Here is a 23,164-nt window from a genome sequence, read left to right as displayed (position 1 = left end):
GCGCGGTCAGGAACCGCCCCTACATGAAGTCGCCGCCGGCCGACACCACGTAGGCGACATACAGCAGCACGCCGAGCGCCAGCGGACGCCGTGCATGCCCGCGACCGCCGATCACCGCACCGAGCAGCACGGTCATGACCAGGCCCGGGTCGCGCACGGCGGCGTCAAGCAGGTACAGCAGGCCCTGCTCGAGATAGGCGCTGCGCGGAATGCCGGTCGCCAGCTTGGCGTAGTAGGTGTTGGGAAACGGGAAGCCGTAGTAGACGATCGAGAACGCCTCCCAGACCAGCAGCGGCAGCAGACCCAATGCCGCGCGCCGCCAGAGGCCGGCGCCCTTGTCGGTCAGCAGCACCAGCGCCAGCGCAGGCGCCACCAGCACGATCAGATCGAGCCGGTTCAGGGCCATCAGGCCGCCGGTCAGGAACAGCCGGAATACCGGCCGTTCGCCCGACGTCGACGGCAGCCACAGCACGCAGAACGTCGCCGCCAGCAGGAACGACAGCGGGTTTTCGAGGCCGGAGGTCGAGAAGTCCAGAATCGCCTGCGCGCTCAGCAAGACGACGACGAAGGCCAGCGCCTGCGGCAGCGTGCGCGCCAGCCGGGCCAGCACGAGCGCGACCGCCAGCACGGTCACGAGGATCGAGACCGTCATCGCGGTCAGGTACAGCTCGCCGGTGATGCGGAACACGGCGGCGATCAGCAGTACCCACAACGGGTTGCTGAACGCCTGCACCCGCTCGACCGGGTTCCAGGTCAGGCCGTAGCCATGCACCCAGTTCCAGACACTGCGGAAGCTGATGTAGGCGTCGTCCGCCATCCAGCCGAGCCGCACGATCACGAGCAAAAACAGCAGCAGCAAGCCGATCTTCAGCGGCCGCACCGGCCACATGCCGGCCAACGCGGTCATCTCAGAAGCAGTGTTCGGGCGCCGGATAGGCACCGCTCTTCACGGCCTGCACGTAGGCACGCACGGCCGACTCGATGTCCGCCGCACCGTGCATGAAGTTCTGCACGAATCGCGGCTTGCGGCCGATGGTGACCATCGGCGAGATGTTCAGGATGTCGTGCAGCACCAGAATCTGGCCGGACACGTCGGGCCCGGCGCCGATGCCGATCACCGGCACCTGGGCGGCTTCGGTGATGCGCTGGCCGAGGCTCGACGGCACGCATTCGAGCAACAGCATGTCGGCACCGGCTTCTTCGAGAATGCGCGCGTCCTTCAGCATCGCCTCGGCCGCGGCGTCTTCACGACCCTGCACCTTGAACGCGCCGAGCTTGTGGATCAGCTGCGGCTGCAGCCCGAGATGGGCGCAGACCGGCACGCCGCGCACGGCGAGGTACTCGACGATGTCCGCCTGTTCGCGGCCGCCTTCGAGCTTCACCATCTTCGCCCCACCTTCCTGCATCAGCCGCTGCGAGGCGTCGAGCGCCCGGTCGCGCGTCGCGAAGCTCAGGAACGGCAGGTCGGCCACCAGGAAGGCGCGCTTCAGATGCGGCGCCACGGCACGCGAGTGGTACGCGATGTCGGCGACGGTGACGGCCGTGGTCGCGGTCTGGCCCTGAATCACCATGCCGAGCGAGTCGCCGATCAGGACGACATCGACACCGGCGCGATCCTCGATCAGCGCAAAGCTGGCGTCGTAGCAGGTCAGACAGGCGATCTTTTCGCCGGCCTCGCGCATGCGGCGCAGCTCGGACACATGAACGACGGCGCTGGGCGCGGCGGGCTTGGCAGTCATGGAACGTCTGGTTTCTGCGAGGGCGCGAAATATATCACGCGACTTTTCGGGCTCCCGGACGGTGGCTCGCTCCGACCACCCGGTGCGTCTTGAGCGATGCATGCTGCCGTCAACCGCGTGCCGGATCATCCCGTCAACGCGGCTTTCGGCACGCCGGCCGAATCCGGATCAACGGCGCTGGACGGGCCCCAAACCGGGTGTAGCCTGATCACAGCCAGCGGCGCGGCCGCAGAGCCGCCGGGAGGAGAACGGATGAACGCCGAAGGGAAGCCGCGGTCAGCCCTGCCGCAGCATGTCCACCGGGTGCTGTGCCGGTGTGTCGTGAGTTTGACGATGGCGATCGCCGGCTGCGCGACCTTGCCGCCGCCACCAGTGCTGTCATCGACCGATGTCGACTGGGTACTGGCCGGCGCCGATCTGGCGAACGAGCATGATTTCGCCCATGCGGAGCCGATCGAGACGCCGGAATCGCTGCTGGCGTTGACCGAGGACATGCGCGAGTTCGCGTTGCAGGCCACACGGAACAAGCGCGGCATCGCGGCCAAGACGGAAGCCCTCGCCACGGCGCTGAGCGGCGACCATGGCGACCCGGGCCAAATCCTGAGCTATGACGTCGACGCCAGCCTCAGCGCGGAACAGGCGTTTCGCGAGCGTCGCGCGAACTGCCTGAGCTACACGCTGCTGTTCGTCGCGCTGGCGCGCGCGTCGGGAATTCCCGCGCAGTTCAATCAGGTCGACATTCCGCCGACCTGGGATCTCGGCGATGCCCAGACCTTGCTGCTGTATCGGCACATCAATGCGCGGGTCGACCTCATCGCGCCGCTGTTCCAGATCATCGACGTCAGCGGTGAAGAAGCGCGACCGGACGTTGCGCACTGGCTGATCGACGACAAGGCCGCGCTGGCGCAGTACTACAACAACCGGGCGGTCGAACTGCGGCTGCAGCAGCGGTCGACCGATGCCCTGCGCTATCAGTTGCAGGCCCTGCGGCTGCTGCCGGACGCGTCGTATCTCTGGACCAACCTCGCCAGCCTGTATCTGCTGAACGATCGGCTGCGCGCTGCCGGCATCGCGATCACGCAGGCGCTGAGCCTCGATCCGGACAGCCTGCTCAGCTACAACACGGCCGCGCAGATCCATGACGCGCTGGGCAATGCCTCGCTCGCCAGGTTCTACCGCACGCGCGGCAAGCAGTTGCTTGATCGGAATCCGTACTACCACTTCCAGCTGGCCTTGAATGCCTTCGACGAGCATGACGATCGCACCGCCTACGACCACGCCCGGCGCGCCGTGTTGCTGAACCAGAAGGACCCGCGTTTCTTCTTCCTGATGGCGGTCCTGCTGGAACGACAGGGCGAGCAGCGATTGTCGGCGCAGGCGCTGGACGTGGCCCTGAAGCTGACGCCGGACCTCAACCAGCAGGCGCGATATCGCAGCAAGTTCGCCCGGCTCAGCGCGCACGGCTGAGTCCCTCTCCGAACGTCAGTGCCAGAGGCGAAGACCCGCCGTGCCGGCTGCCGCCGCACGGGCGCTGACCGGGCCAAGTCCGGGAATATCGAGTGCCGGAGCGATCTCGGCCAGCGGCACCAGCACCCAGTTGCGTTCGTGCAGGTGCGGATGCGGCACCGTCAGACGCGGCTCGGCCAACGTCATGCCGTCAATGTGCAGGATGTCGAGGTCGAGCAGGCGCGCAGCCCAGCGGATGCCGTCGCGCTGGCGGCCGGCCGCATGTTCGATCGCATGCAGCGCATCGAGCAAATCCAGCGGCGCCAGCGCGGTGTCGATGATGGCGGCGGCGTTGCAATAGTCCGGCTGGCCTTTCGGGCCGACCGGGTCACTGCGATACAGCGAGGATCGCGCCAGCAAGGTCGTGTCCGGCAAGGCCGCTATCCGATCGAACGCGTCGACGATCTGCTGCGCCGGCGTGCCGAGATTGGCCCCGAGGCCGAGGTAGACGCGCATCGGATCGAACCGGGGGCCGGCTGTATCGCGAACGACGGGGCGTCAGCCGAGCGGCCGCAGCCGCTCAGGCCTTGCGGCGGTTGCGGCCACCGCGGCGGCGGCGCTTCTTCGGCGCGCCCTCGCCGGCGGGTTCCGGCGCATCCGCCATCTCGGCCAGTTCTTCCGGCACTTCCGGCACGACGCCGGACTGCGCCTGCGTCCACCAGTTGGCGAGCGCGGCACAACCCGGCTCGCCGGCCTGCGCGCGCAGCAGCAGGAAGTCGTAGGCTGCGCGGAAGCGTGGATGCGTCATCAGGCGCTTGGCACGGCCTGGGCGCAGATCCTCGAAGCGCGGCTGCAGCGACCAGATCTCGCGCATCGGCAGCGAGAAGCGCTTCGGGATGGCGATCCGGTGCTGCTGCTTGGCCAGCACTTCTTCCGCCGCCTGGGTCTGGGCCGACACGCTGTCGTGGCCCTTCTCGAATTCGAGCTCGTAGGCACGATCGGCATACGGCGGCCACAGCAGCGCGCCGTACAGGAACGCCGGCGTCACCGGCAGATCCCGCTTGACTCGTTCGGCGGTCGACGTGAGCGCGATGCGCACCAGTTCCAGATCGCGCTTGGCGGCGTTGATCGAACGTTCGGTGCCCGGAAACAGTTCCGCGAACAGGCCGTGACGGCGCAGGCCCTCGAAATTGGCCAGCGCATCGCGGTTCAGGAAGATCTTGAGGATCTCGTCGAACAGCCGAGCCGGCGGAATCTCGCGCAGCAGCGAGGCCAGGCGCGCGATCGGCTCAGCGCTCAGCGGTTCGATCTCGAAGCCGAGCTTGTTGGCAATGCGCACTGCCCGCAGCATGCGAACCGGGTCTTCGCGATAGCGCAGTTCCGGATCGCCGATCAACCGCAGTTGCCGCGCCTGCAGGTCGTTGACGCCGCCGCAGAAGTCGACGATCGAAAAATCGCGGATGTCGTAATACAGCGCGTTGACGGTGAAATCGCGCCGGAACGCGTCTTCTTCCAGCGTGCCGTAGACGTTGTCCGACAGGATGCGCCCGGTCTCGTCGCGCTCGTGGCTGTCCGTGATCGGGCCGCGGAAGGTCGTGACTTCGAGGATTTCCTCGCCGGCGCGGACGTGGGCGATCATGAACCGGCGGCCGATCAGGCGGCAGCCGCGGAACACGCGCTTGATCTCGTCCGGATGGGCGCTGGTCGCGATGTCGAAATCCTTCGGCTCGATCCCGGCCAGCAGGTCGCGGACACCACCGCCGACCATGTAGGCCTCGTAACCGGCGTCTTTCAGGCCGTAGAGCACCTTCAGGGCGCCCGGAGAAATGTTGGCGCGCGAAATCGGATGCTGGTCGCGCGGGATGCGGTTCGGCTCGCTGATGGCGGGTCTCGGGAGTTCGGATTGCGGAATTCGGTGACGTTCGGGTGGCGGCGCGAACCTGTGTGATCACGCAAAGCCTGCCCTGTCTAGCGAAGTTTACGCGAGGACGCCGCCATTCAGCAGGATCGTCCACGCAATCCTCCCGCAATTCCGAGCGCGGCATACCGTCACGCCCGGAAACTTTGCCCGTATAATCGCTGCCTGCCTCGACGCTCCTATCGTCTAGAGGCCTAGGACGGAGCCCTCTCACGGCTTTAACCCCGGTTCGAATCCGGGTAGGAGCGCCACAGCTGCCGCGAAACGCAGCAGATTCCCGAGGCATGCACCGAACGCCGCCACGACGCGGCGTTTTTTGTGCCCAACGACCTGCGAAGCGACGACCGGTCCACGGCTGGCATTGCCAATCTACCGATTGGTTAATTACGCTGCGGAGCGGCTGGCGACGCGTTCCCGAATCGGCCTGCTGCCGGCAGCGCGACAACATCGTCGCGCGCCGCCATAACCAGAACAACCCGATGATTCGCGAGAGGAGCAGCAGCCGCATGACGGACACTAGTCCGGCGTCGATGGTCGACGCCACAGCCGCAGAGGATGTCGTTGCCGCGCCGCGTGATGCGGTGGCCGGCGCCTCCACAGCAGCGCTGCGCGAAGCGCCGCATCACCGAAGCTGGCCGCTGATCGGCTCCAGCCTCGCCTACATCCGCGACGCGCACACCTTCCTGCGTCGCCTGTACGAGTGCCACGGCACCGTCGCGAAGATCGACGCCTTCGGCACCCAGTGTCATTTCCTGTTCGGCCCGGATGCCAACCAGTTCGTGCTGCAGAACCGCGGCAACCTGTTCGAGAACGCCCGCTGGTCCTACTTCATTGGCCCGTTCTTCAACCGCGGGCTGATGCTGCTCGACTTCGACGAGCACCGCCTGCATCGCCGGATCATGAACACGGCGTTCGCGCACGACGCGCTGCTCGGCTACTTCGACCGCATGCAGGCCACCATCGCCAGCGAGCTGGACGCCTGGCGGCCGGGCCAGTGCCTGCTGTTCAAGCGCCTGAAGTCGATGACCCTGAACATCGGCAGCGAGGTGTTCGTCGGCCAGAAGCCCGGCAGCGATGCCGATGCCATCAACGACGCCTTCCTCGACACCGTGCAGGCGGCGACGTCACTGATCCGGTTCGACCTGCCCGGCGGTCGCTGGCATGCCGGGATCAAGGGCCGTCGCCTGCTGGAACGGCATTTCCGCGCGGCCCTGCCCGCCAAGCGGGCGAATCCGGGGCCGGACCTGTTCTCGCGCCTGTGCGAAGCCCGCACCGAAGACGGCGACCTGTTCAGCGACGACGACGTCGTCAATCACATGATCTTCGTGCTGATGGCCGCGCACGACACGTCGACGATCACCCTCAGCAACCTCCTGTACCAGCTCGCCCGGCAGCCAGCGTGGCAGGAGCGGCTGCGCGATGAATGCCGCGCGATCGGCCCCGGAGCCTTGACCTTCGCCGATCTCGATCGCTTCGAGGACACCAGCCTCGCGATCAAGGAAACGCTGCGGATCGCCGCGCCAGTGCCGATGCTGCCGCGCGGCGTCACCACCGATTGCGCATTCGACGGCGTGCGACTGCCGAAAGGCGCGATGGTGGCGACCAGCGCGTGGATGACGCACCACATGCCGGAATGGTGGACGGCGCCGCACCTGTTCGACCCGGAGCGCTTCGGCCCGGCCCGCGCCGAAGACAAGCGCCACCCGTTCCTGTGGACGCCGTTCGGCGGCGGTGCCCACAAGTGCATCGGCCTGCACTTCGGAATGATGGAAGTGAAGGCGATCCTGCATCAGCTGCTGCTGCGCTTCCGCTTCACCGTGCCCGACGGCTACGTCATGCCGCAGGACTTCACCAGCCTGCCGATTCCGAAGGACCGCCTGCCGATCACGCTCGAACGATTAAACTAGCGCCCCTTTTGCCCGCTTCAGCGCTCGAGACACATGGCCAAGTACCTTTCCGAAACCGTCACCCGCGTCCATCACTGGAACGAAAGTCTGTTCAGTTTCCGCACGACCCGGACGTCCGGCCTGCGTTTCGAGAACGGCCACTTCGTGATGATCGGCCTCGAAGTCAACGGCAAGCCGCTGATGCGCGCGTACTCGATCGCCAGCCCGAACTACGAGGAGGAGCTGGAATTCTTCTCGATCAAGGTCGAGGATGGCCCGCTGACCTCGCGCCTGCAGCACCTGAAGGTCGGCGATCCGATTCTGGTCTCCGACAAGCCGGTCGGCACCCTGATCATCCATGACCTGAAGCCCGGCAAGAACCTCTACCTGTTCGGCACCGGCACCGGCCTCGCACCGTTCATGAGCATCATCCGCGACCCGGCGACCTACGAAGCGTTCGAGAAGGTCGTGCTGATCCATGGCGTGCGTCTGGTCAGTGAACTGGCCTATCAGGACTACCTGACGAAGGACCTGCCGAACGACGAGTTCCTCGGCGAGATGGTGCAAGAGAAGCTCATCTACTACCCGACCGTCACCCGCGAGCCATACAAGAACCGTGGCCGCCTGACGGATCTGATCGAATCCGGGAAGCTGTTCGAAGACATCGGCCTGCCGCCGCTGAACCCGGAAACCGACCGCGGCATGATCTGCGGCAGCCCGTCGATGCTGGCCGACACCCGCGCCATGCTCGACAAGCGCGGCTTCGTCGTCAGCCCCGGCATCGGAGAGCCGGGCGACTACGTGTTCGAGCGGGCGTTCGTCGAGAAGTAGTGTTGGCGAAATGCAAGCAATCTCCGCGATTCGACGGCTCTCGTTAGGGCACCTGCGCTAGCCACGCTTGTCGGGCGGCGGAAAAGCTCGCATGTCCGATTTCGCACTGGGCTGTGTCGGAGTTCTGCCGAATCGGCTGGTTCGGGATGGCGTCCCGCAGCCAGGCGCAAGCGGCTGCGTCAATCAATTCCACTTCATGCTGCCGTACCGCATCCATCGGCATCTCGCACAGCGTCTGAAAGTTTGCCAATGCGGTACGGTTTCCCGCAAGTTGGCCATAAATGTCACTGATCGACCATCTGTCTTCCCATGACATTTCAGGACGGATCACCGGGTTCAATCTTATGATCCGCAATGCGCCGTCAATACCCTCGCTCGTGATTACGTGCGCGTGGAGGGATGCCGCGTCCGGTGGATCACCGAGTATTGCTTTCGCGAGTTTCGCCACATCTCTAAACACGCTGGGTCTGGCCATTTCCCGATAAATCGGACGCTCCGATTTCTGCAGACCAGGACCACAGTATCTAGGACGCCACACGGTTCCTGTTCCGATGCTGAGTGCAAGAATATCGCGCGGCGCCACACCGTTCGCGATTGCATCAACGACTCCGAGCAGAACCGGATTGTTGTAGCCGCCAATACCACCATCCCAGAATCGTCTAGGAGTCTCCTTGCCTCTGGCCGGGGCAATCTCTGCAGGTTCATCGAAAAAACTTACGGGCGCATTGCTCGAAGCATGCACGGCTCCAGCAAGCGTCGGTACAAACTGCGACGCGCCAGTCTGCAGTTTTGAACAGTAAGATCGAAAGAAATAGCCACGGTTTCCATAATAATCAAAGCTGACAATCATCAATCGAAGGTTATCGAGCCCGCACATTGCGGGGATATCGTGCATCGACACATCCGCCACTTTGTTCGGCCCTTCATCCATGATGCTGATCAGGCCAGGCAGCTTCTTTCGCGCATGCCACCGCGGTAAGACCTCGAAGCAACGTGAAAGCCAAGGAAAAGGCCACATCCAACTAACGAACAATCGATTCCGATTGGATTGCTTCAAAAACAAATCTGCGATCTCATCCGGTCTCAAATCCTTGAGCAGCCCTGCCAAAGTGATGCTGCCTCCCGAATTTGCCACCGCAAGATCGAATCGTCTCAGAATCTGTCGACCCGTTTCATTCGGATAAAGCGCTGCAAGTGCCCTTGCCTGAATCAATGCCCAAGGGCCGCCGCCATCAAGCGACAGCACTCGGAAAGGTTTCCTGATTGGCAGCGCTCCCGGGATATCGCAATTCACTGCACGCCGCCGCGCTGGTAAGCGGATTCGGGAACGAGCGATTTCAAACTTGACCATCCTGGGATGCAGTTCGCCTCGTCGAGACCGGCATACGCTGCGAGGCTGTCACAGGCTCGGATCATCGGAGCGTCCCATTCCAGCCACAGTCGCACACCGACGCTCGACCCAAGTTCCTGCTTGGCGAATGCCAACGGCGACACTTTGCAAGCAGCAGACTTTTCTCGTGACTTCGTTGCCCTAGTCTCCGTGCACTTCCGGACATCAATACGATCAGCCTTGGCAAGCGATTCGCTCAGCCTAGGGGCAAACTTCGTCGAGTACTCCTTGACTGCATCGGGTGCCGACATGGCTCTCATTGACGGATTCCTTTCCAGTTCCAGCTTTGACAAATCCTCTTGTGCGCCCGCGAAAAATGCTGACTTGTACAAGTTCAATGTCGACGCCGCTTTAAGGCCATCGACAGCACTGCGCGCAATCTCGCCTACTGCTGTGGGGTTATTCGGAACCGCCACGATTGATCGGAGCACACTGCCGATCCAGTAGTAGTCGTTTCTGATGCCAACCGTCGTCGCCAGCTCAGCGACTTGAAGGCTGCTAAGCACGCGCCGTGTCACAGAAAAGTAGCGGCTAGACTTGAGGTAGAGCTTATCGGCAGATTCAACCTGTTTCACTGCCTGAAGTGCTGCCTCGTCCATCAACATGGTATCGGGCAGGTCAGCAATTGATGACCATTCAATCATCGCGGCCGATCCTGAGCGCAACTGAAGCTCTGCGGCTTCCACCAATTGCAAGGCTTCCCGCGCGTACTGCGCACGCTGCGCCGGAGGAGACTGTCCGATGAGAAAGTCCACGTACTGCGTCAACATCGCAAGCAGCATATGCCCGCGCAGCAGACGGCCTTGGAAATTCACTGGATCAACCTCTCCCGCGTAGCAGTCCAGAAACTGCATGAAAGGAGTCCACTCAATGTTCCGCAACTCTGCGTGACTCAGCACTTCAGGCCGCGGACGACGCGTATCAACCTTCCCGTACTTTGCGGGCGCCGTCAATACCAGCGCATAGCCATCAATCAATGCGCGAGCCAGCCTCGAGTATGCAACGGGAATCGCGGATTCAACCTGGCGTGGATCAAGAACGGGTTCTATCGAGAGCCCCGAATGACTCTCGAACTTTGCTCGTACGAAGTCTTTATCCAGCAAACACCGTGCAAATTCCTGCTCCGATGGTGGCGATGACACTGGCAACACTGAACAACCGCCAGTCAAGATCGAAATCGCAACCAGAACGACCGATAAAAGTACTTTCGTGTCCATCGACGGCTCGCATTTCAGTGTGCCCGTCGACGATTATCCGCATGCACCTGCGCAATAGGCTTGCTTGGGAACATGAAGAACGCATCAGAAGCCGCGCGAATGTGATGCGGATCACATTGCGCCCGTCGGCTGAACACCGCCTCGAGAAGGTGTCGACGTATTGACGAACGTAGCGAGATCGCACCGACAGTTCGTGCCAGATGCGCCGAGACGCGGTGATCGGTGCTCAAGCAACTGCCCCGATCAGCCTGTCGTGGCTTGCAGATCACTCATTTGTTACTCCAGTCGGACGCAGCCGCTCGCAGTTCGGATGCAACGGCGCAGTTCGAGAACGGGACTATGGTCCGGAATCCGATTCAAAAAGAATTCTGCTGCACGGCTTGAGGCGCCGTCATTCACCGCGCCTCAAAGCTCGCGACGCCACCCAGCGATTCACCCAAGGCTGGTTGATCCAAGAAGCGTGACCCAAGCGAACGATTCACTCGACGGTCAAGCCATCCTGAACTTCCGCTTGAACGCGGATGCGACTGCGTTGATCACCGCTCAGAGCTGGGGGTGGAGGGGGATTCTTCCGACAAGCCGAGCATGTTCGTTGCATCGCGGCTCGGGTCGAGTTCCCTGATGTTGCCGCAGATCACGGGCTGCAATTTCAGATTGCGACGGAAGATGGACCTGATTTCTTTTGCAGGAGCCGGGCGGAGTTCGCAAAATGCGACATCGAGAAACGCGCTGTTCGATACACCGCACCGCCGCATTGCATCTGCGTCCAACAGAGCGAGCACACGCTGAAGATTAGTCATCACTATCGCGTTTCGAAGGCTTGCCTACGCTTTGCCGCGGATAGCAAGGGCGGCGGTACCTTTGGCATCACATTCGCCGGCAGTTGCGTGAGCACAGATCGCGCACGCGACCGCGCTTCATCAAAAAAGCCCGCCGGTTCTGGCGAACCGGCGGGCTTTTTCACGTCCGGCGCCGAATCAGGCGTCCGTCGTCACCACGACCTTGCCGAACTGCTGGTTCGATTCGAGATAGCGGTGCGCTTCGGCGATCTGCGACAGCGGGAAGGTCTTCGCGATCACTGGCTTCAGCGTGCCGGCCTTGAGGCCCGCGAGGATGAAGGCTTCGGCGGTGGCCAGACGCTCGGCGGCGCCGTTGAACTCGAACAGCGTGTAGCCGCGAATGGTCAGCGCCTTCAGCAGCGACAGGAACAGCGGATACGGCGTGGCTTCGGTCGACAGCGCGCCGTATTCGATGATGATGCCGCCCGGTGCTGCCGCTTCGGCGAGCTTCATCAGCTGCTGGCCGCCGACCGGGTCGAAGGCGACGCGAGCGCCCTTCCCGCCGGTGATCCGCATCACTTCCGCCGACAGGTCCTGCTCGTCGGTGACGATGACGTGCGCAGCGCCGGCGTCCTTCAGGTCCGCCACCTTGGCACGCGTGCGGGTCACGGCAATCGACGTGGCACCGACGGCATTCGCGGTCTGGATCGAGGCGATGCCGACGCTCGACGACGCGGCGGTGATGATCGCCGCCTCGCCCGCCTTCAGCCCGGCGATCTCGATCAGCGCTCCCCACGACGTCAGGTAGGCCATCCAGACGCCAGCGGCGTCGACCGGGCTCAGTCCTGCCGGCCGCTTGCGCAGGCCATAGACCGGCACGATCGCCTCGTCGGCATAGACACCGTAGGCGTTCATCGAGAACGCCGGGATCACGCTGATCGCTTCGCCGACGGTGTAGCCGGTCACGCCTTCGCCCAGCGCCAGCACGATGGCCGAGGCTTCGTAGCCGATGCGGGCCGGGAGGGTCGGCGCTTCGAGATAGGCGCCGGCGCGGAACATGGCCTCGGCGCGGTTCAGGCCGATGGCCTCGACCTTGACCTTGACCTCGCCCGGGCCGGGCGCGCCAATGCTCAGATCTTCGATCTGCAGTACGTCGGGGCTGCCGGTCTGGTGGAAACGGACGACTCGCGACATCGGGACTCTCCTCTCGTTTTCGTGGGGGCGGCGAGGTTCGAGACCTCGTTCCGGGTGGCGACAATACGGGACAACGCCGGGCGGTCGCCACCGCCCGGATCGAAATCAGCTCGGCACGGGCGCGGCCTCGGCGGCCTGCCAGCCGCCACCGAGCGCGCGATACAGCCGCACCGAGGCAAGACGCGTGTTGCGGCGTGCGGCAGCCAGCGCCAGTTCGGAATCGAACAGGTCACGCTCGGCATTGATCACGTCGAAGTACGACGAGAAGCCGATGCGGTAGCGCGCCAGCGCGATGCCATCGGCACGCTTCAGCGCGGCCACGCGGCTGAGCTGTTCCTGCTCGAACGCGGCGTACTTGCTGCGCTCGGCCAGCGCATCCGCCACTTCGCGGAAGGCATTCTGGATCGTCTGCTGATAGCTCAGGATCGCTTCACGCTTCGCGGCATTGGCCAGATCGATCTGGTACAGATTGCGCTCGGCATCGAGCAGGGGCTGCAGCAGGCTGCCGCCGAACGTGAACGCGTTCGAAGCCGTGGTGAACAGATCGCCGAGCTGCTGGCTCGCGCTGCCGAACGTGCCGGTCAGCGCCAGGCGCGGGAACAGCGCAGCCTTCGCGACACCGACGCGGGCATTGGCCGCCATCATCAGCGCTTCGGCGCGGCGGATGTCCGGTCGCCGTTCGAGCAGGGTCGATGGAATGCCGGCCGGCGGTGCCGGATCGGTCGCACCGAGATCGCCGCTGCGGGCGACGTCGGCCGGATAGCCGCCGAGCAGCACGCCAAGCTGATCCTCGGCCAGCGCGATCTGGCGTTCGATGTCGGGAATGTTGGCGCGCGCAGCCGCCAGCTGCGCTTCGGCCGTGGCGACGTCGAGGCCGCTGACCACGCCGCTGTCATGCCGCGCCTGCGTCAGTTCGACGAACTTCTCGCGTGTGGCCACGGTACGCCGGGTCACCGCCAGCTGTTCGTCGAGCGTCTGCAGGTTGTAGTACACGCCGGCAACATCGCCGATCAGCGCCACGATCACGCCGCGCCGGGCGTAGTCGGCCGCCAGCACGTTCGCCCGCGCCGCTTCGGTGGCGCGGCGCAGGCGACCCCACAGATCGATTTCCCAGGTCGCGGTCAGCGACACGCGGTTGATCGTCAGATCGCGGTTGATGCCGGCAAACGCCACGGCCTGCGCCGATTGCTTGTTGCGCGTGCGATCGGCGCCGGCACTGATCTGCGGCAGCAGCGCCAGCCCGGTGGCACCGGCCGTGGCATTCGCCTGCTCGATCCGCGCAGCGGCGATCTGCACATCCAGATTGCGCTCGAGCGCAGTCGCGATCAGCGTCTGCAGCACCGGATCGCTGTAGACCGCACGCCAGTCGAGATCGCCAAGTCCCTGCGTGTCGCCGGCCGGCTTCCCTTCGCTGCGGAATGCTTCCGGCAGCGGCAGTTCCGGACGCTGGTAGTCCGGGCCCAGCGCGCAGCCAGCGGTGGTGGCAGTCACCGCCAATGCCAGCAGCGTGTGACGCAGCGCGCTCATGGCAGCACCTCCGCTTGCGTCGCGACCCGCGGCTTGCGCTTGCTCGCGAGCCATTCGGCAAAGCCCTGCACCACGACGTACAGCACCGGAATCAGGAAGATGCCGATGATCGTGGCGGCCGTCATGCCGAAGACCACGGCCGTGCCGAGCACGGAGCGCGCGGTGGCACCGGCACCAGTCGCGATCGCCAGCGGCACCGCACCGAGAATGAAGGCGAACGAGGTCATCAGGATCGGCCGCAGGCGCAGCTTCGCGCCTTCGAGGGCGGCCTCGGTGATGCTGGCGCCGCGCTCGCGCGCGAGCTTGGCGAATTCGACGATCAGGATCGCATTCTTCGCCGCCAGACCGATCAGCATGATCAGGCCGACCTGGGCATAGATGTCGTTGGCCATGCCGCGCGAGGCCAGACCAGCAAAGGCACCGAACACCGCGAACGGAATGCTCAGCAGCACCGCGAACGGCACGGCCCAGCTTTCGTACAGCGCGGCGAGCACGAGGAACACGAAGACCATCGCCATCGCGAAGACCACCGGCGCCTGGCCGCCGGACTTCTTTTCCTGGTACGTCGCGCCGGTCCATTCGTAGCTGTAGCCATCCGGCAGCACTTGCGCGGCGATCTCTTCCATCGCCTTCACCGCATCGCCGGAGCTGTAGCCCGCCGCCGGGTTGCCGGTGATGGTGATCGTGCGATAGACGTTGTAGCGGTCGATCGATTCCGGCGCCTGCCGGTGCAGGATGTCGACCATCGTCGACAGCGGCACCATGTCCCCGGTGTCGGAGCGCACGTACAGGTTGTTGACCGATTCCGGCGAGTTGCGCGCTGCGGCATCGGCCTGCGCGGTCACGCGGAAGGTGCGGCCAAACAGGTTGAAATCGTTGATGTAGCTGCCGCCCAGAAAGGCTTGCAGCGAGCTGAAGACGTCCGACAGCGGCACGCCCAGTGTCTTCACCCGTTCGCGGTCGACCTTGTATTCGATCTGCGGCACCTTGGTCGTGTACAGCGTGAAGACCCTGCTCAGCTCCGGCCGCTTGGCCGCTTCGGCAATGATGTCCTGCGAGATCTGGCTGAGTCGCTGGACATCGCCGCCGCGACGATCCTCGAGCTGGAACTCGAAGCCGCCGGTGGCGCTGATGCCTGGAATCGACGGCGGATTGAGCACGATGAAGTTGGCTTCCGGAATCGCGGCCAGTTCCTTGTTCATGCGCTTGACGATCGAGAACGCGTCCGAGCCCGGCGCCTGCCGATCCTTCCACGGCTTCAGGATGATGAAGCCAGTGGCCGAATACGGCGAGTTGATGCGAGTGATCAGACTGAAACCGTTGATCGCAAGGAAGCTTTCGATTTCCGGAAACTTCTCGTCGGCGATCTTGCGGAATTTCTCCATCACCACTTCGCTGCGCTGGATCGATGCGCCCAGCGGCAGCGTGGCGTTGATCAGCAGATAGCCCTGATCCTCTTCCGGGATGAAACCTGCTGGCCGGTGCTGCACAAGATAGGCCGAGGCGCCGATCAGGACGACGAACGCGGCCATCGGCAGCACGCGATGCGTGACCGAGCGCTGCACGACGCTGGCGTAGCGGCGGCTGAAGCCATCGAAGCCGCGGTTGAACAGACCGAAGAAGCGGCCGACCACGCCGGGCCAGCGCGATTCGGCCGTCGGCTTCAGCAGCAGCGCGCACAGCGCCGGAATGAAGGTCAGCGCCACCAGTGCCGAGATCAGCACCGACACCGACAGGGTCAGCGCGAACTGCCGGTAGAACAGGCCGGTCAGGCCGCCGAGGAAGGCCACCGGGACGAACACCGCGGTCAGCACCAGCGCGATCGCGATCACCGGACCGGCGACATCGTGCAGCGCGGCGCGCGTGGCATCGCGGGCATTCATGCCGTGGTGATCCATCTTCTCGATCACCGCCTCGACGACGACGATGGCGTCATCGACGACCAGACCGATCGCCAGCACCATCGCGAACAGGGTCAGCGTGTTGATCGAGAAGCCCAGCGCCTGAAACGCGACGAAGGTGCCGATCAGCGATACCGGCACCGCCAGCATCGGAATCAGGGTGGCGCGCCAGCTTTCGAGGAAGATGAAGACCACCAGCAGCACCAGCAGCGCCGCGATCGCCAAGGTCAGATAGACCTCGTGCAGCGATTCGGACACGAACAGGGTCGTGTCGAACGGCACGGTGTAGGTGATGCCCGGCGGGAAGTTCTTCGACAGCTCCTGCATCGCCGCTTCGACGTTGCGCGCCACATCGAGCGCATTGGCGTTCGGCAGCTGATAGATGCCGATGTTGGCGGCCGGCTGGCCGTTCAGGCGGGTCGATCGGCTGTAGTCGGCGGCGGCGAGTTCGATCCGCGCGATGTCGCGCAGCTTCACCGTGGTGCCGTCCTTGCGCGCGCGCAGCACGATGTTCTCGTACTCCTCGACGCTGGCAAGCCGGCCCTTGACCGTCACCGGATACTGCAGCTGCTGGCCCGGCGGGGCCGGTTCGGCGCCGACGGTACCGGCGGGCGCCACGACGTTCTGCTCGTTCAGCACGCGGGAAATGTCCTGCGTGGTGACGCCGAAGCGCGCCATCTTCTGCGGGTCCATCCAGATCCGCATGCCATAGTCGCGAGCGCCGAACACGGTCACCGTGCCGACGCCGGGAATGCGCGCCAGCGCGTCGTAGATCTGCAGGGTCGCGTAGTTCGACAGCCACAGATAGTCGTAACGCGGATCGACCGCGCGCAGGCTGATGAACAGCAGCGGCTGCGGCTGGCGCTTGGCCACGGTCACGCCCTGACGGACGACTTCCTGCGGCAGCGAGCGTTGGGCAATCGCCACCTGGTTCTGCACGTTGACCGCGGCGATGTCCTGATCGGTGCCGATCTCGAAGCTGACGGTCAGCGTGTAGACGCCATCGTTCGAAGCTTTCGACGACATGTAGATCATGTTCGGCACGCCGTTGACCTGCTGCTCGATCGGCGCGGCAACGGACTGCTCGACCGTCGCGGCGTCGGCGCCGGGGAAGGTCGCGGTGACGACGATGGTCGGCGGCGTGATCTGCGGATAGCGCGCGATCGGCAAGGTGGTCAGCGCGACCGCACCGGCCAGCGTGATCAGGATCGCGATGACCGTCGCGAAGATCGGTCGATCGATGAAGTAGTTGATCATGGCTTGGCCGGCGCCTTGTCAGCCGCGGGTTCAGCCGGCGCAGCAGGTGAAGCCGCTGGTGCTGCGGGCGCTTCCGCCGGCTTTGCGGCCACGGCCGCGCCGGCCTTCAGCTTCTGCATGCCGTCGACCACGACGACATCGCCCGGCTTGAGGCCACTGCTGATGATCGTTTCCTGATCGACGCGAGCGCCGACCACGACATCGCGCTGCACGGCCTTGCCGTCGGCATCGACCAGCCACAGGAAGTTCTTGCCCTGGAATTCCTGCACGGCGCGGATCGGCACCACCAGCGCATCGCTCAGGCGCTGGGTCGTGACGCGGACTCGGGCGAACTGGTTGGTCAGCAGCAGGCGATCCGGGTTCGGCAGTTCCAGCCGCACCGGCAGCGTGCCGGTCGATGGATCGACCGCGGCATCGATGAAGTTCAGCCGGCCCGGGTACGGATATTCCGAGCCATCGCCGAGCAGCACCTGGAACGTGCGCGTGCTCTTGGCCGACTGGTTCAGCGCCCGGCCCAGCTCGTGCTGGATTTCGAGCATGCGTTTCTCGCTGAGCGAGAACGTGACGTAGATCGGATCGGTGGAATAGACCGTGGTCAGCAGGCTCGAATACGCCGTGACCAGCCCTCCGACCTTGAGCTGCGCGCGACCGATGACGCCGTCGATCGGCGACGAGACGCGGGTGTAGCCGAGGTTCAGCTCGGCGGTCTTCATCGCGGCCGCAGCCGCTTCGACCTGCGCCTGGGCCGAGTCGTGGCGGGCGACCGCGGCATCGAGCTCCTGCTGGCTGACGGCGTCGATGGTCGACAGCGGCCGCACGCGGGCGAGATCGCGATCAGCCTGATCGAGTGCCGCCTGCGCCAGCGCCAGCGCCGCCTTGGCCTGCGCCCTCGCCGCTTCGTACGGCTGGCTGTCGATGACGAACAGCAGTTGGCCCTTGCGCACTCTTGCGCCTTCCGGCGACGCCTGCATCTCCAGCAGGCCGCCGACCCGCGGGCGGATCTCGACCTCGTTCTGCGCTTCGGTACGGGCGACGTAGTCCTCGGTCACCGTGATCGCGCGCGGCTCGATCGCTTGCGTCACGACCGCAATCGGGGCCGGTGGCGGCGGGGCTTTCGCGTCGGAACAGGCCGACAGTGCCGCAGTGAGGGTCATCGAGGACAGCACCGACAGCAGCGCCGCCCGATTCGACAACGGCTTCGCTGCCCGGCGCGCAATGCGTTCCATCTTCATGTACCACTCCAGAGTTCGGTAATTCCGCGCACCGTCTGGCGCACGTTTCGATGACATCAGCATACTTGCATAGCCGACTATATGCTAGCGTGCTAACTATTCGTTACACTGCGCCGCATGAATGACGTTCAGGACTTCGTGATGCTGCTGCGGACGGTGCCGCGCGACTGGCGGGCGGCGATCGATCGCCGTCTGGCGCCGATGGGGCTGACCCAGTCGAAATGGCTGGCGCTGCTGTATCTGTCGCGTGCGGAAGGCCCGCCCACCCAGACCGAACTCGCGAAGTATCTGGACATCGAATCGCCGACGCTGGTTCGCCTGCTCGATCGCCTGGCCGACGATGGCTGGCTGGTGCGGAAGGCCTGCCCCGGCGACCGCCGTGCCCGGCATGTCCATCTGACCGATCGCGCCAAGGCGATCTGCGGCGAAATCGAGCAGATCGTGTCCGACGTTCGCGAACAATTGCTGGCCGGGATCGACGTCGACGAATTGCGGCGCTGCGCCGAACTGTTGCGCCGCATCCACCGCGCGGCCGCCGATCTGGAACTGCGCGACGCGGCGAACCCGATGCCGTCGAGTCCGCAGCCGCCGGAGCCGGTCGAGCGACAGGACTAGAGCGGTTTTCGGCGCCATCGTCGATCCGTCGCCGAGCGACGACGGTTAAAATCGCGGCCCACCCGCCGCGCCCATCGCGAAGCCATGACCGCCAACTTGACCACGATTAAGCAGGACGACCTGATCCAGAGCGTCGCCGACGCGCTGCAGTACATCTCGTACTACCACCCGGTCGACTACATCAAGAACCTCGCGGCCGCGTACGAGCGCGAGGAATCGCCGGCCGCCAAGGACGCGATCGCCCAGATCCTGATCAATTCCCGGCTCTGCGCCGAAGGCCACCGGCCGATCTGCCAGGACACCGGCATCGTCACGGTGTTTCTGAAGATCGGCATGAACGTGACCTGGCCGGACGCGACGATGGGTGTCGAGGACATGTGCAACGAAGGCGTGCGCCGCGCCTACAACCACCCGGACAACAAGTTGCGCGCCTCGGTGCTCGCCGACCCGGCGTTCGGCCGCCGCAACACCAAGGACAACACGCCGGCAGTGATCAATGTGTCGATCGTGCCGGGCAATGAAGTCGAAGTGATCGTCGCCGCCAAGGGCGGCGGCTCGGAAGCGAAGTCGAAGTTCGCGATGCTGAATCCGTCCGATTCGATCGTCGACTGGGTGCTGAAGACCGTGCCGACGATGGGCGCCGGCTGGTGCCCGCCGGGCATGCTCGGCATCGGCATCGGCGGCACCGCCGAAAAGGCGATGCTGCTGGCCAAGGAATCGCTGATGGACGCGATCGACATGCCGGAGCTGAAGGCCCGCAAGGCCGCTGGTGAAGCGCTGAGCAAGATCGAGGAATTGCGCATCGAGCTGTACGACAAGGTCAACGCGCTCGGCATCGGCGCGCAGGGTCTGGGCGGTCTGACCACCGTGCTCGACGTGAAGATCTACGACTACCCGACCCACGCGGCGAACCTGCCGGTGGCGATCATTCCGAACTGCGCTGCGACCCGCCACGCGCATTTCGTGCTCGACGGCTCCGGCCCGGTCGCGCTCGATCCGCCGAGTCTCGAAGACTGGCCGAAGCTGACCTACTCGCCGGCCGGCGCCCGCCGCGTCAATCTGGACACCGTCACGCGCGAAGAAGTCGCCAGCTGGAAGCCGGGCGAAGTGATCCTGCTGAACGGCAAGCTGCTGACCGGCCGCGACGCCGCCCACAAGCGGATGACCGACATGCTGTCGAAGGGCGAAAAGCTGCCGGTCGACTTCACCAACCGCTTCATCTACTACGTCGGCCCGGTCGACCCGGTCCGTGACGAGGTCGTCGGCCCGGCGGGCCCGACCACCGCGACGCGCATGGACAAGTTCACCCGCCAGATGCTGGAAACCACCGGCCTGCTCGGCATGGTCGGCAAGTCCGAGCGCGGCCAGATCGCCATCGACGCGATCAAGGACAACAAGGCCGTCTATCTGATGGCGGTCGGCGGCGCGGCGTATCTGGTTTCGAAGGCCATCAAGGCCTCGAAGGTCGTCGCCTTCGAAGACCTCGGCATGGAAGCGATCTACGAGTTCACCGTCACCGACATGCCGGTGACCGTGGCCGTCGACTCGGCCGGCACCTCGGTGCACGAAACTGGCCCGAAGCTCTGGAAGAGCAAGATCGCCGGGATTCCGGTGGTCAGCGCTTAGTCGCCTAGCGCACGGAGCGATTCCCGGTTCGGGGCCAGAGTGGGCAGCGACGATCGGTTCAGCACCCTGATCCGACGTCGCAGCAGCCTCACTTCACGGAGTTCCGAACATGAGAGTTTTCCCGATCATCGTCGCCGGTGCGCTCGTCGCCGGCAGCGCCATCGCCGCCGACAAGTCTGGCGCCAAGCCCAAGGACGTGCCGACCGGCAACATGGCGCAGGCGGTCAGCACCATGGACAGCAACGGCGACGGCCGCATCGTCCGTGATGAATACCTCGCCTACGCCGGCAGTCAGTACGACCATGACGCGGCGCGCGTTCCGACCGGCGACATGACCGAAGCGGTGCGGGTCACCGAAGCCAGCAAGCGGGCCGCCTACATGGATCAGCGCGCGGCCTATTTCGGCAAGGCGAAGGGCAAGTCCAAGGACGGCCTCAGCAGCGACGAGATGCTGGACTACCTCAAGAGCCCGTCGAGCGAGCCGGTTTCGCGCTGAAGCCAGCGAGCGGCGCAGGCAACAAAAAAGCGGCGGCACCGTTTCCGGTGCCGCCGCTTTTTGCATGGGGCTGGCCGGTGATCCGGCCAGCCACGATCAGCCTCAGAACATCGCTTCGGCCAGATCCATCAGCGGCGCCGCGCCGGCGCGGATCTGCTTCAGGTTGGTCGCCGTTTCCGGCAGCAGCTTCTGGTAGTAGAAGCGGGCCGTGATCAGCTTGGCCTTGTAGAAGTCGTCCTGCTCCTGCTTCTCGATCGCGATCTTGGCCATCCGCGCCCAGAAGTAGGCGTAGACGAAGTGACCGATCAGGTGCAGGTACGGTACCGATGCCGCACCGACCTCATCCGGGTTCTTCATCGCCTTCTGGCCGATTTCCATCGTGACCTTCTGGACTTCCTGACCCAGCTCGGCGAGCGGCTTGATGAACTCGGCCATCGCCTCGTTGCCAGCCTCGGCCTTGCAGAGATCGGTGACCATCTTGCCGAACTTCATCAACTTGGCACCCATGTCCGACAGGACCTTGCGGCCGAGCAGGTCGAGCGCCTGAATGCCGTTGGTGCCCTCGTAGATCATGTTGATGCGGGCGTCACGGACGTACTGCTCCATGCCCCACTCCTTCACGTAGCCGTGGCCACCGAAGACCTGCATGCCGTAGGTCGTCGACACCCAGCTCTGCTCGGTGATGAAGCCCTTGACCACCGGCGTCAACAGCGCCATCAGGTCGGCGGCTTCCTTGCGGACCTTCTCGTCCGGGTGGAAGTGTTCCTTGTCGATCATCAGGCCGGACCAGTACGCAAAGGCGCGCGCGCCTTCGACGTGGGCCTTCTGGGTCAGCAGCATGCGGCGCACGTCCGGGTGGACGATGATCGGGTCGGCCGGCTTGTCCTTCGCCTTCGGGCCGGTCAGCGAACGCATCTGGATGCGGTCCTTCGCGTAGGCCAGCGAGTTCTGGTACGCGACTTCCGCGAGACCGAGCGACTGCATGCCGACGCCGAGGCGCGCGCCGTTCATCATCACGAACATCGCGTTCAGGCCCTTGTGCGGTTCGCCGACCAGCCAGCCGGTGGCGCCGTCGAGGTTCATCACGCAGGTGGCATTGCCGTGGATGCCCATCTTGTGCTCGAGCGAGCCGCACTTGATGCCGTTGCGGGCGCCGAGCGAGCCGTCGGCGTTCGGAATGAACTTCGGCACGATGAACAGCGAGATGCCCTTGGTGCCGACCGGCGCATCCGGCAGACGCGCGAGCACCAGATGGATGATGTTCTCGGCGAGGTCATGCTCGCCCGAGGAAATGAAGATCTTCTGGCCGCTCAGCGCGAAGGAGCCGTCGCCGTTCGGCTCGGCCTTGGTGCGCAGCATGCCGAGGTCGGTACCGCAGTGCGATTCGGTCAGGCACATGGTGCCGGTCCAGTGGCCCGAGACCAGCTTCGGCAGGTACGTCGCCTTCTGTTCGGCGGTGCCGTGCTGACGGAGCGCCGCGTAGGCGCCGTGGGTCAAGCCCGGGTACATGGTCCAGGCCTGGTTGGCCGAGTTCAGCATCTCGTACAGCACGTTGTTGACCACTTCCGGCAGGCCCTGGCCGCCGAATTCCGGGTCGCAGGCCAGTGCCGGCCAGCCGGCGTCGACGTACGCCGCATAGGCTTCCTTGAAGCCCTTCGGCGCATTGACCACGCCGGTCGCCTTGTCGAGCGTGCAGCCTTCCTCGTCACCGCTCTGGTTCAGCGGGAAGGTGATCTCGCTGGCGAACTTGCCCGCTTCCTCGGCGATCGAGTTGATCGTGTCGGCATCGAGTTCGGCATGCTGCGGCATCGTCTTCAGTTCCGCTTCGACGCCGAGCAGCTCATGAAGGACGAACTGCATGTCGCGCAACGGGGCGTTGTACTGACCCATGAGGGTTCTCCGGTGAAAGATGAAGTGACGGTTGTTGCACCGCAACCATACGGCGCAGTACGGAATTGACGGGGCGGATTATGGCAAGGTCGCGGCCAATCGGCTAGCCCATGCGATGAACGGATGTTTACTCATCGGCGAATGCCGCGGCGCGGGTCCGCGCGGGCTCCGCCTGCAGTGCGTGCAAGCACGCGCTCTTGGACCCGATCTTCGAATCAAG

At 64.7% G+C, this 23,164-nt stretch carries 18 protein-coding genes and 1 tRNA gene; 7 read left to right on the top strand and 12 right to left on the bottom strand.

Features of this window, described 5'->3' with window-relative positions:
* Positions 1-19 precede the first annotated feature (19 nt).
* Both QZ951_RS00445 and panB read right to left on the bottom strand, forming a co-directional pair.
* Entirely contained in the window at positions 20-907 is an 888-nt protein-coding gene (locus QZ951_RS00445) for a hypothetical protein (RefSeq protein WP_292997387.1), read from the bottom strand.
* A 1-nt stretch (position 908) separates the two neighbouring features.
* The gene (gene panB / locus QZ951_RS00440) at positions 909-1,739 is read right to left on the bottom strand and encodes a 3-methyl-2-oxobutanoate hydroxymethyltransferase (protein WP_292997385.1); all 831 of its coding nucleotides are present in this window, start codon (positions 1,737-1,739) and stop codon (positions 909-911) included.
* Between the two features lie 252 nt (positions 1,740-1,991).
* On the opposite strand from panB, the gene QZ951_RS00435 reads away from it, so the two are divergent.
* Positions 1,992-3,206, top strand: coding sequence for a transglutaminase domain-containing protein (locus tag QZ951_RS00435; RefSeq protein WP_292997383.1), 1,215 nt, complete (start codon positions 1,992-1,994; stop codon positions 3,204-3,206).
* A gap of 15 nt (positions 3,207-3,221) precedes the next feature.
* Here the strand turns inward: QZ951_RS00435 and folK are convergent, their stop codons facing one another.
* Positions 3,222-3,701, bottom strand: coding sequence for a 2-amino-4-hydroxy-6-hydroxymethyldihydropteridine diphosphokinase (gene folK, locus QZ951_RS00430; RefSeq protein ID WP_292997381.1), 480 nt, complete (start codon positions 3,699-3,701; stop codon positions 3,222-3,224).
* Positions 3,702-3,765: 64 nt separating this feature from the next.
* Positions 3,766-4,992 (bottom strand): polynucleotide adenylyltransferase PcnB, encoded by a 1,227-nt coding sequence (gene pcnB / locus QZ951_RS00425; protein WP_366943753.1) that lies wholly within the window; start codon positions 4,990-4,992, stop codon positions 3,766-3,768.
* Positions 4,993-5,278: 286 nt separating this feature from the next.
* Here pcnB and QZ951_RS00420 point away from each other — a divergent pair.
* The 3 genes from QZ951_RS00420 to QZ951_RS00410 all read left to right on the top strand — a co-directional run bounded on the left by QZ951_RS00420 (position 5,279) and on the right by QZ951_RS00410 (position 7,820).
* Positions 5,279-5,354 (top strand) — tRNA-Glu (locus QZ951_RS00420).
* A 255-nt stretch (positions 5,355-5,609) separates the two neighbouring features.
* Positions 5,610-7,010, top strand: a complete 1,401-nt coding sequence (locus QZ951_RS00415) for a cytochrome P450 (protein ID WP_292997379.1) — start codon at positions 5,610-5,612, stop codon at positions 7,008-7,010.
* A 33-nt stretch (positions 7,011-7,043) separates the two neighbouring features.
* Positions 7,044-7,820 carry a ferredoxin--NADP reductase gene (locus QZ951_RS00410; RefSeq protein WP_292997377.1) on the top strand — a complete coding sequence of 259 codons (777 nt, stop codon included), beginning with the start codon at positions 7,044-7,046 and terminating at the stop codon, positions 7,818-7,820.
* Between the two features lie 43 nt (positions 7,821-7,863).
* On the opposite strand, the gene QZ951_RS00405 is transcribed toward QZ951_RS00410, so the two are convergent.
* The 7 genes from QZ951_RS00405 to QZ951_RS00375 all read right to left on the bottom strand — a co-directional run bounded on the left by QZ951_RS00405 (position 7,864) and on the right by QZ951_RS00375 (position 18,317).
* Positions 7,864-9,066 (bottom strand): patatin-like phospholipase family protein, encoded by a 1,203-nt coding sequence (locus QZ951_RS00405; protein WP_292997375.1) that lies wholly within the window; start codon positions 9,064-9,066, stop codon positions 7,864-7,866.
* Positions 9,067-9,110: 44 nt separating this feature from the next.
* Positions 9,111-10,427 (bottom strand): hypothetical protein, encoded by a 1,317-nt coding sequence (locus QZ951_RS00400; protein ID WP_292997373.1) that lies wholly within the window; start codon positions 10,425-10,427, stop codon positions 9,111-9,113.
* Between the two features lie 536 nt (positions 10,428-10,963).
* Positions 10,964-11,227, bottom strand: a complete 264-nt coding sequence (locus QZ951_RS00395; RefSeq protein WP_292997372.1) for a hypothetical protein — start codon at positions 11,225-11,227, stop codon at positions 10,964-10,966.
* Between the two features lie 177 nt (positions 11,228-11,404).
* Positions 11,405-12,400: a zinc-dependent alcohol dehydrogenase family protein gene (locus QZ951_RS00390; protein ID WP_292997370.1), complete on the bottom strand. Its 996-nt coding sequence runs from the start codon at positions 12,398-12,400 to the stop codon at positions 11,405-11,407.
* Positions 12,401-12,505: 105 nt separating this feature from the next.
* Complete coding sequence (locus QZ951_RS00385) at positions 12,506-13,927, bottom strand: efflux transporter outer membrane subunit (protein WP_292997368.1); 1,422 nt, start codon at positions 13,925-13,927, stop codon at positions 12,506-12,508.
* Positions 13,924-17,085, bottom strand: a complete 3,162-nt coding sequence (locus tag QZ951_RS00380) for an efflux RND transporter permease subunit (protein WP_292997366.1) — start codon at positions 17,083-17,085, stop codon at positions 13,924-13,926. Before QZ951_RS00380 ends, QZ951_RS00385 begins: the two co-directional genes overlap by 4 nt.
* On the bottom strand, positions 17,082-18,317 hold the full coding sequence (locus QZ951_RS00375; RefSeq protein ID WP_292997364.1) for an efflux RND transporter periplasmic adaptor subunit: 1,236 nt from the start codon (positions 18,315-18,317) through the stop codon (positions 17,082-17,084). The genes QZ951_RS00380 and QZ951_RS00375 overlap by 4 nt, the downstream gene beginning before the upstream one ends.
* A 117-nt stretch (positions 18,318-18,434) precedes the next feature.
* Between QZ951_RS00375 and QZ951_RS00370 the strand changes: the two genes are divergently transcribed.
* From QZ951_RS00370 to QZ951_RS00360, 3 genes are all read left to right on the top strand, one after another.
* Complete coding sequence (locus QZ951_RS00370; protein ID WP_292997362.1) at positions 18,435-18,932, top strand: MarR family transcriptional regulator; 498 nt, start codon at positions 18,435-18,437, stop codon at positions 18,930-18,932.
* Between the two features lie 96 nt (positions 18,933-19,028).
* Complete coding sequence (locus tag QZ951_RS00365) at positions 19,029-20,558, top strand: fumarate hydratase (RefSeq protein WP_366943757.1); 1,530 nt, start codon at positions 19,029-19,031, stop codon at positions 20,556-20,558.
* Positions 20,559-20,667: 109 nt separating this feature from the next.
* Entirely contained in the window at positions 20,668-21,054 is a 387-nt protein-coding gene (locus tag QZ951_RS00360) for a hypothetical protein (protein WP_292997358.1), read from the top strand.
* Positions 21,055-21,156: 102 nt separating this feature from the next.
* Here the strand turns inward: QZ951_RS00360 and QZ951_RS00355 are convergent, their stop codons facing one another.
* A complete protein-coding gene (locus tag QZ951_RS00355) occupies positions 21,157-22,944 on the bottom strand; it encodes an acyl-CoA dehydrogenase C-terminal domain-containing protein (protein WP_292997356.1) in 1,788 nt (595 codons plus the stop codon).
* Positions 22,945-23,164: the final 220 nt, after the last annotated feature.

Origin of the sequence: Nevskia sp., assembly GCF_021732705.1 — a bacterium.
GTDB lineage: Bacteria > Pseudomonadota > Gammaproteobacteria > Nevskiales > Nevskiaceae > Nevskia.
Note: the sequence above shows the minus strand (reverse complement) of the source record. Positions and strands in the feature narration are given on the sequence as shown.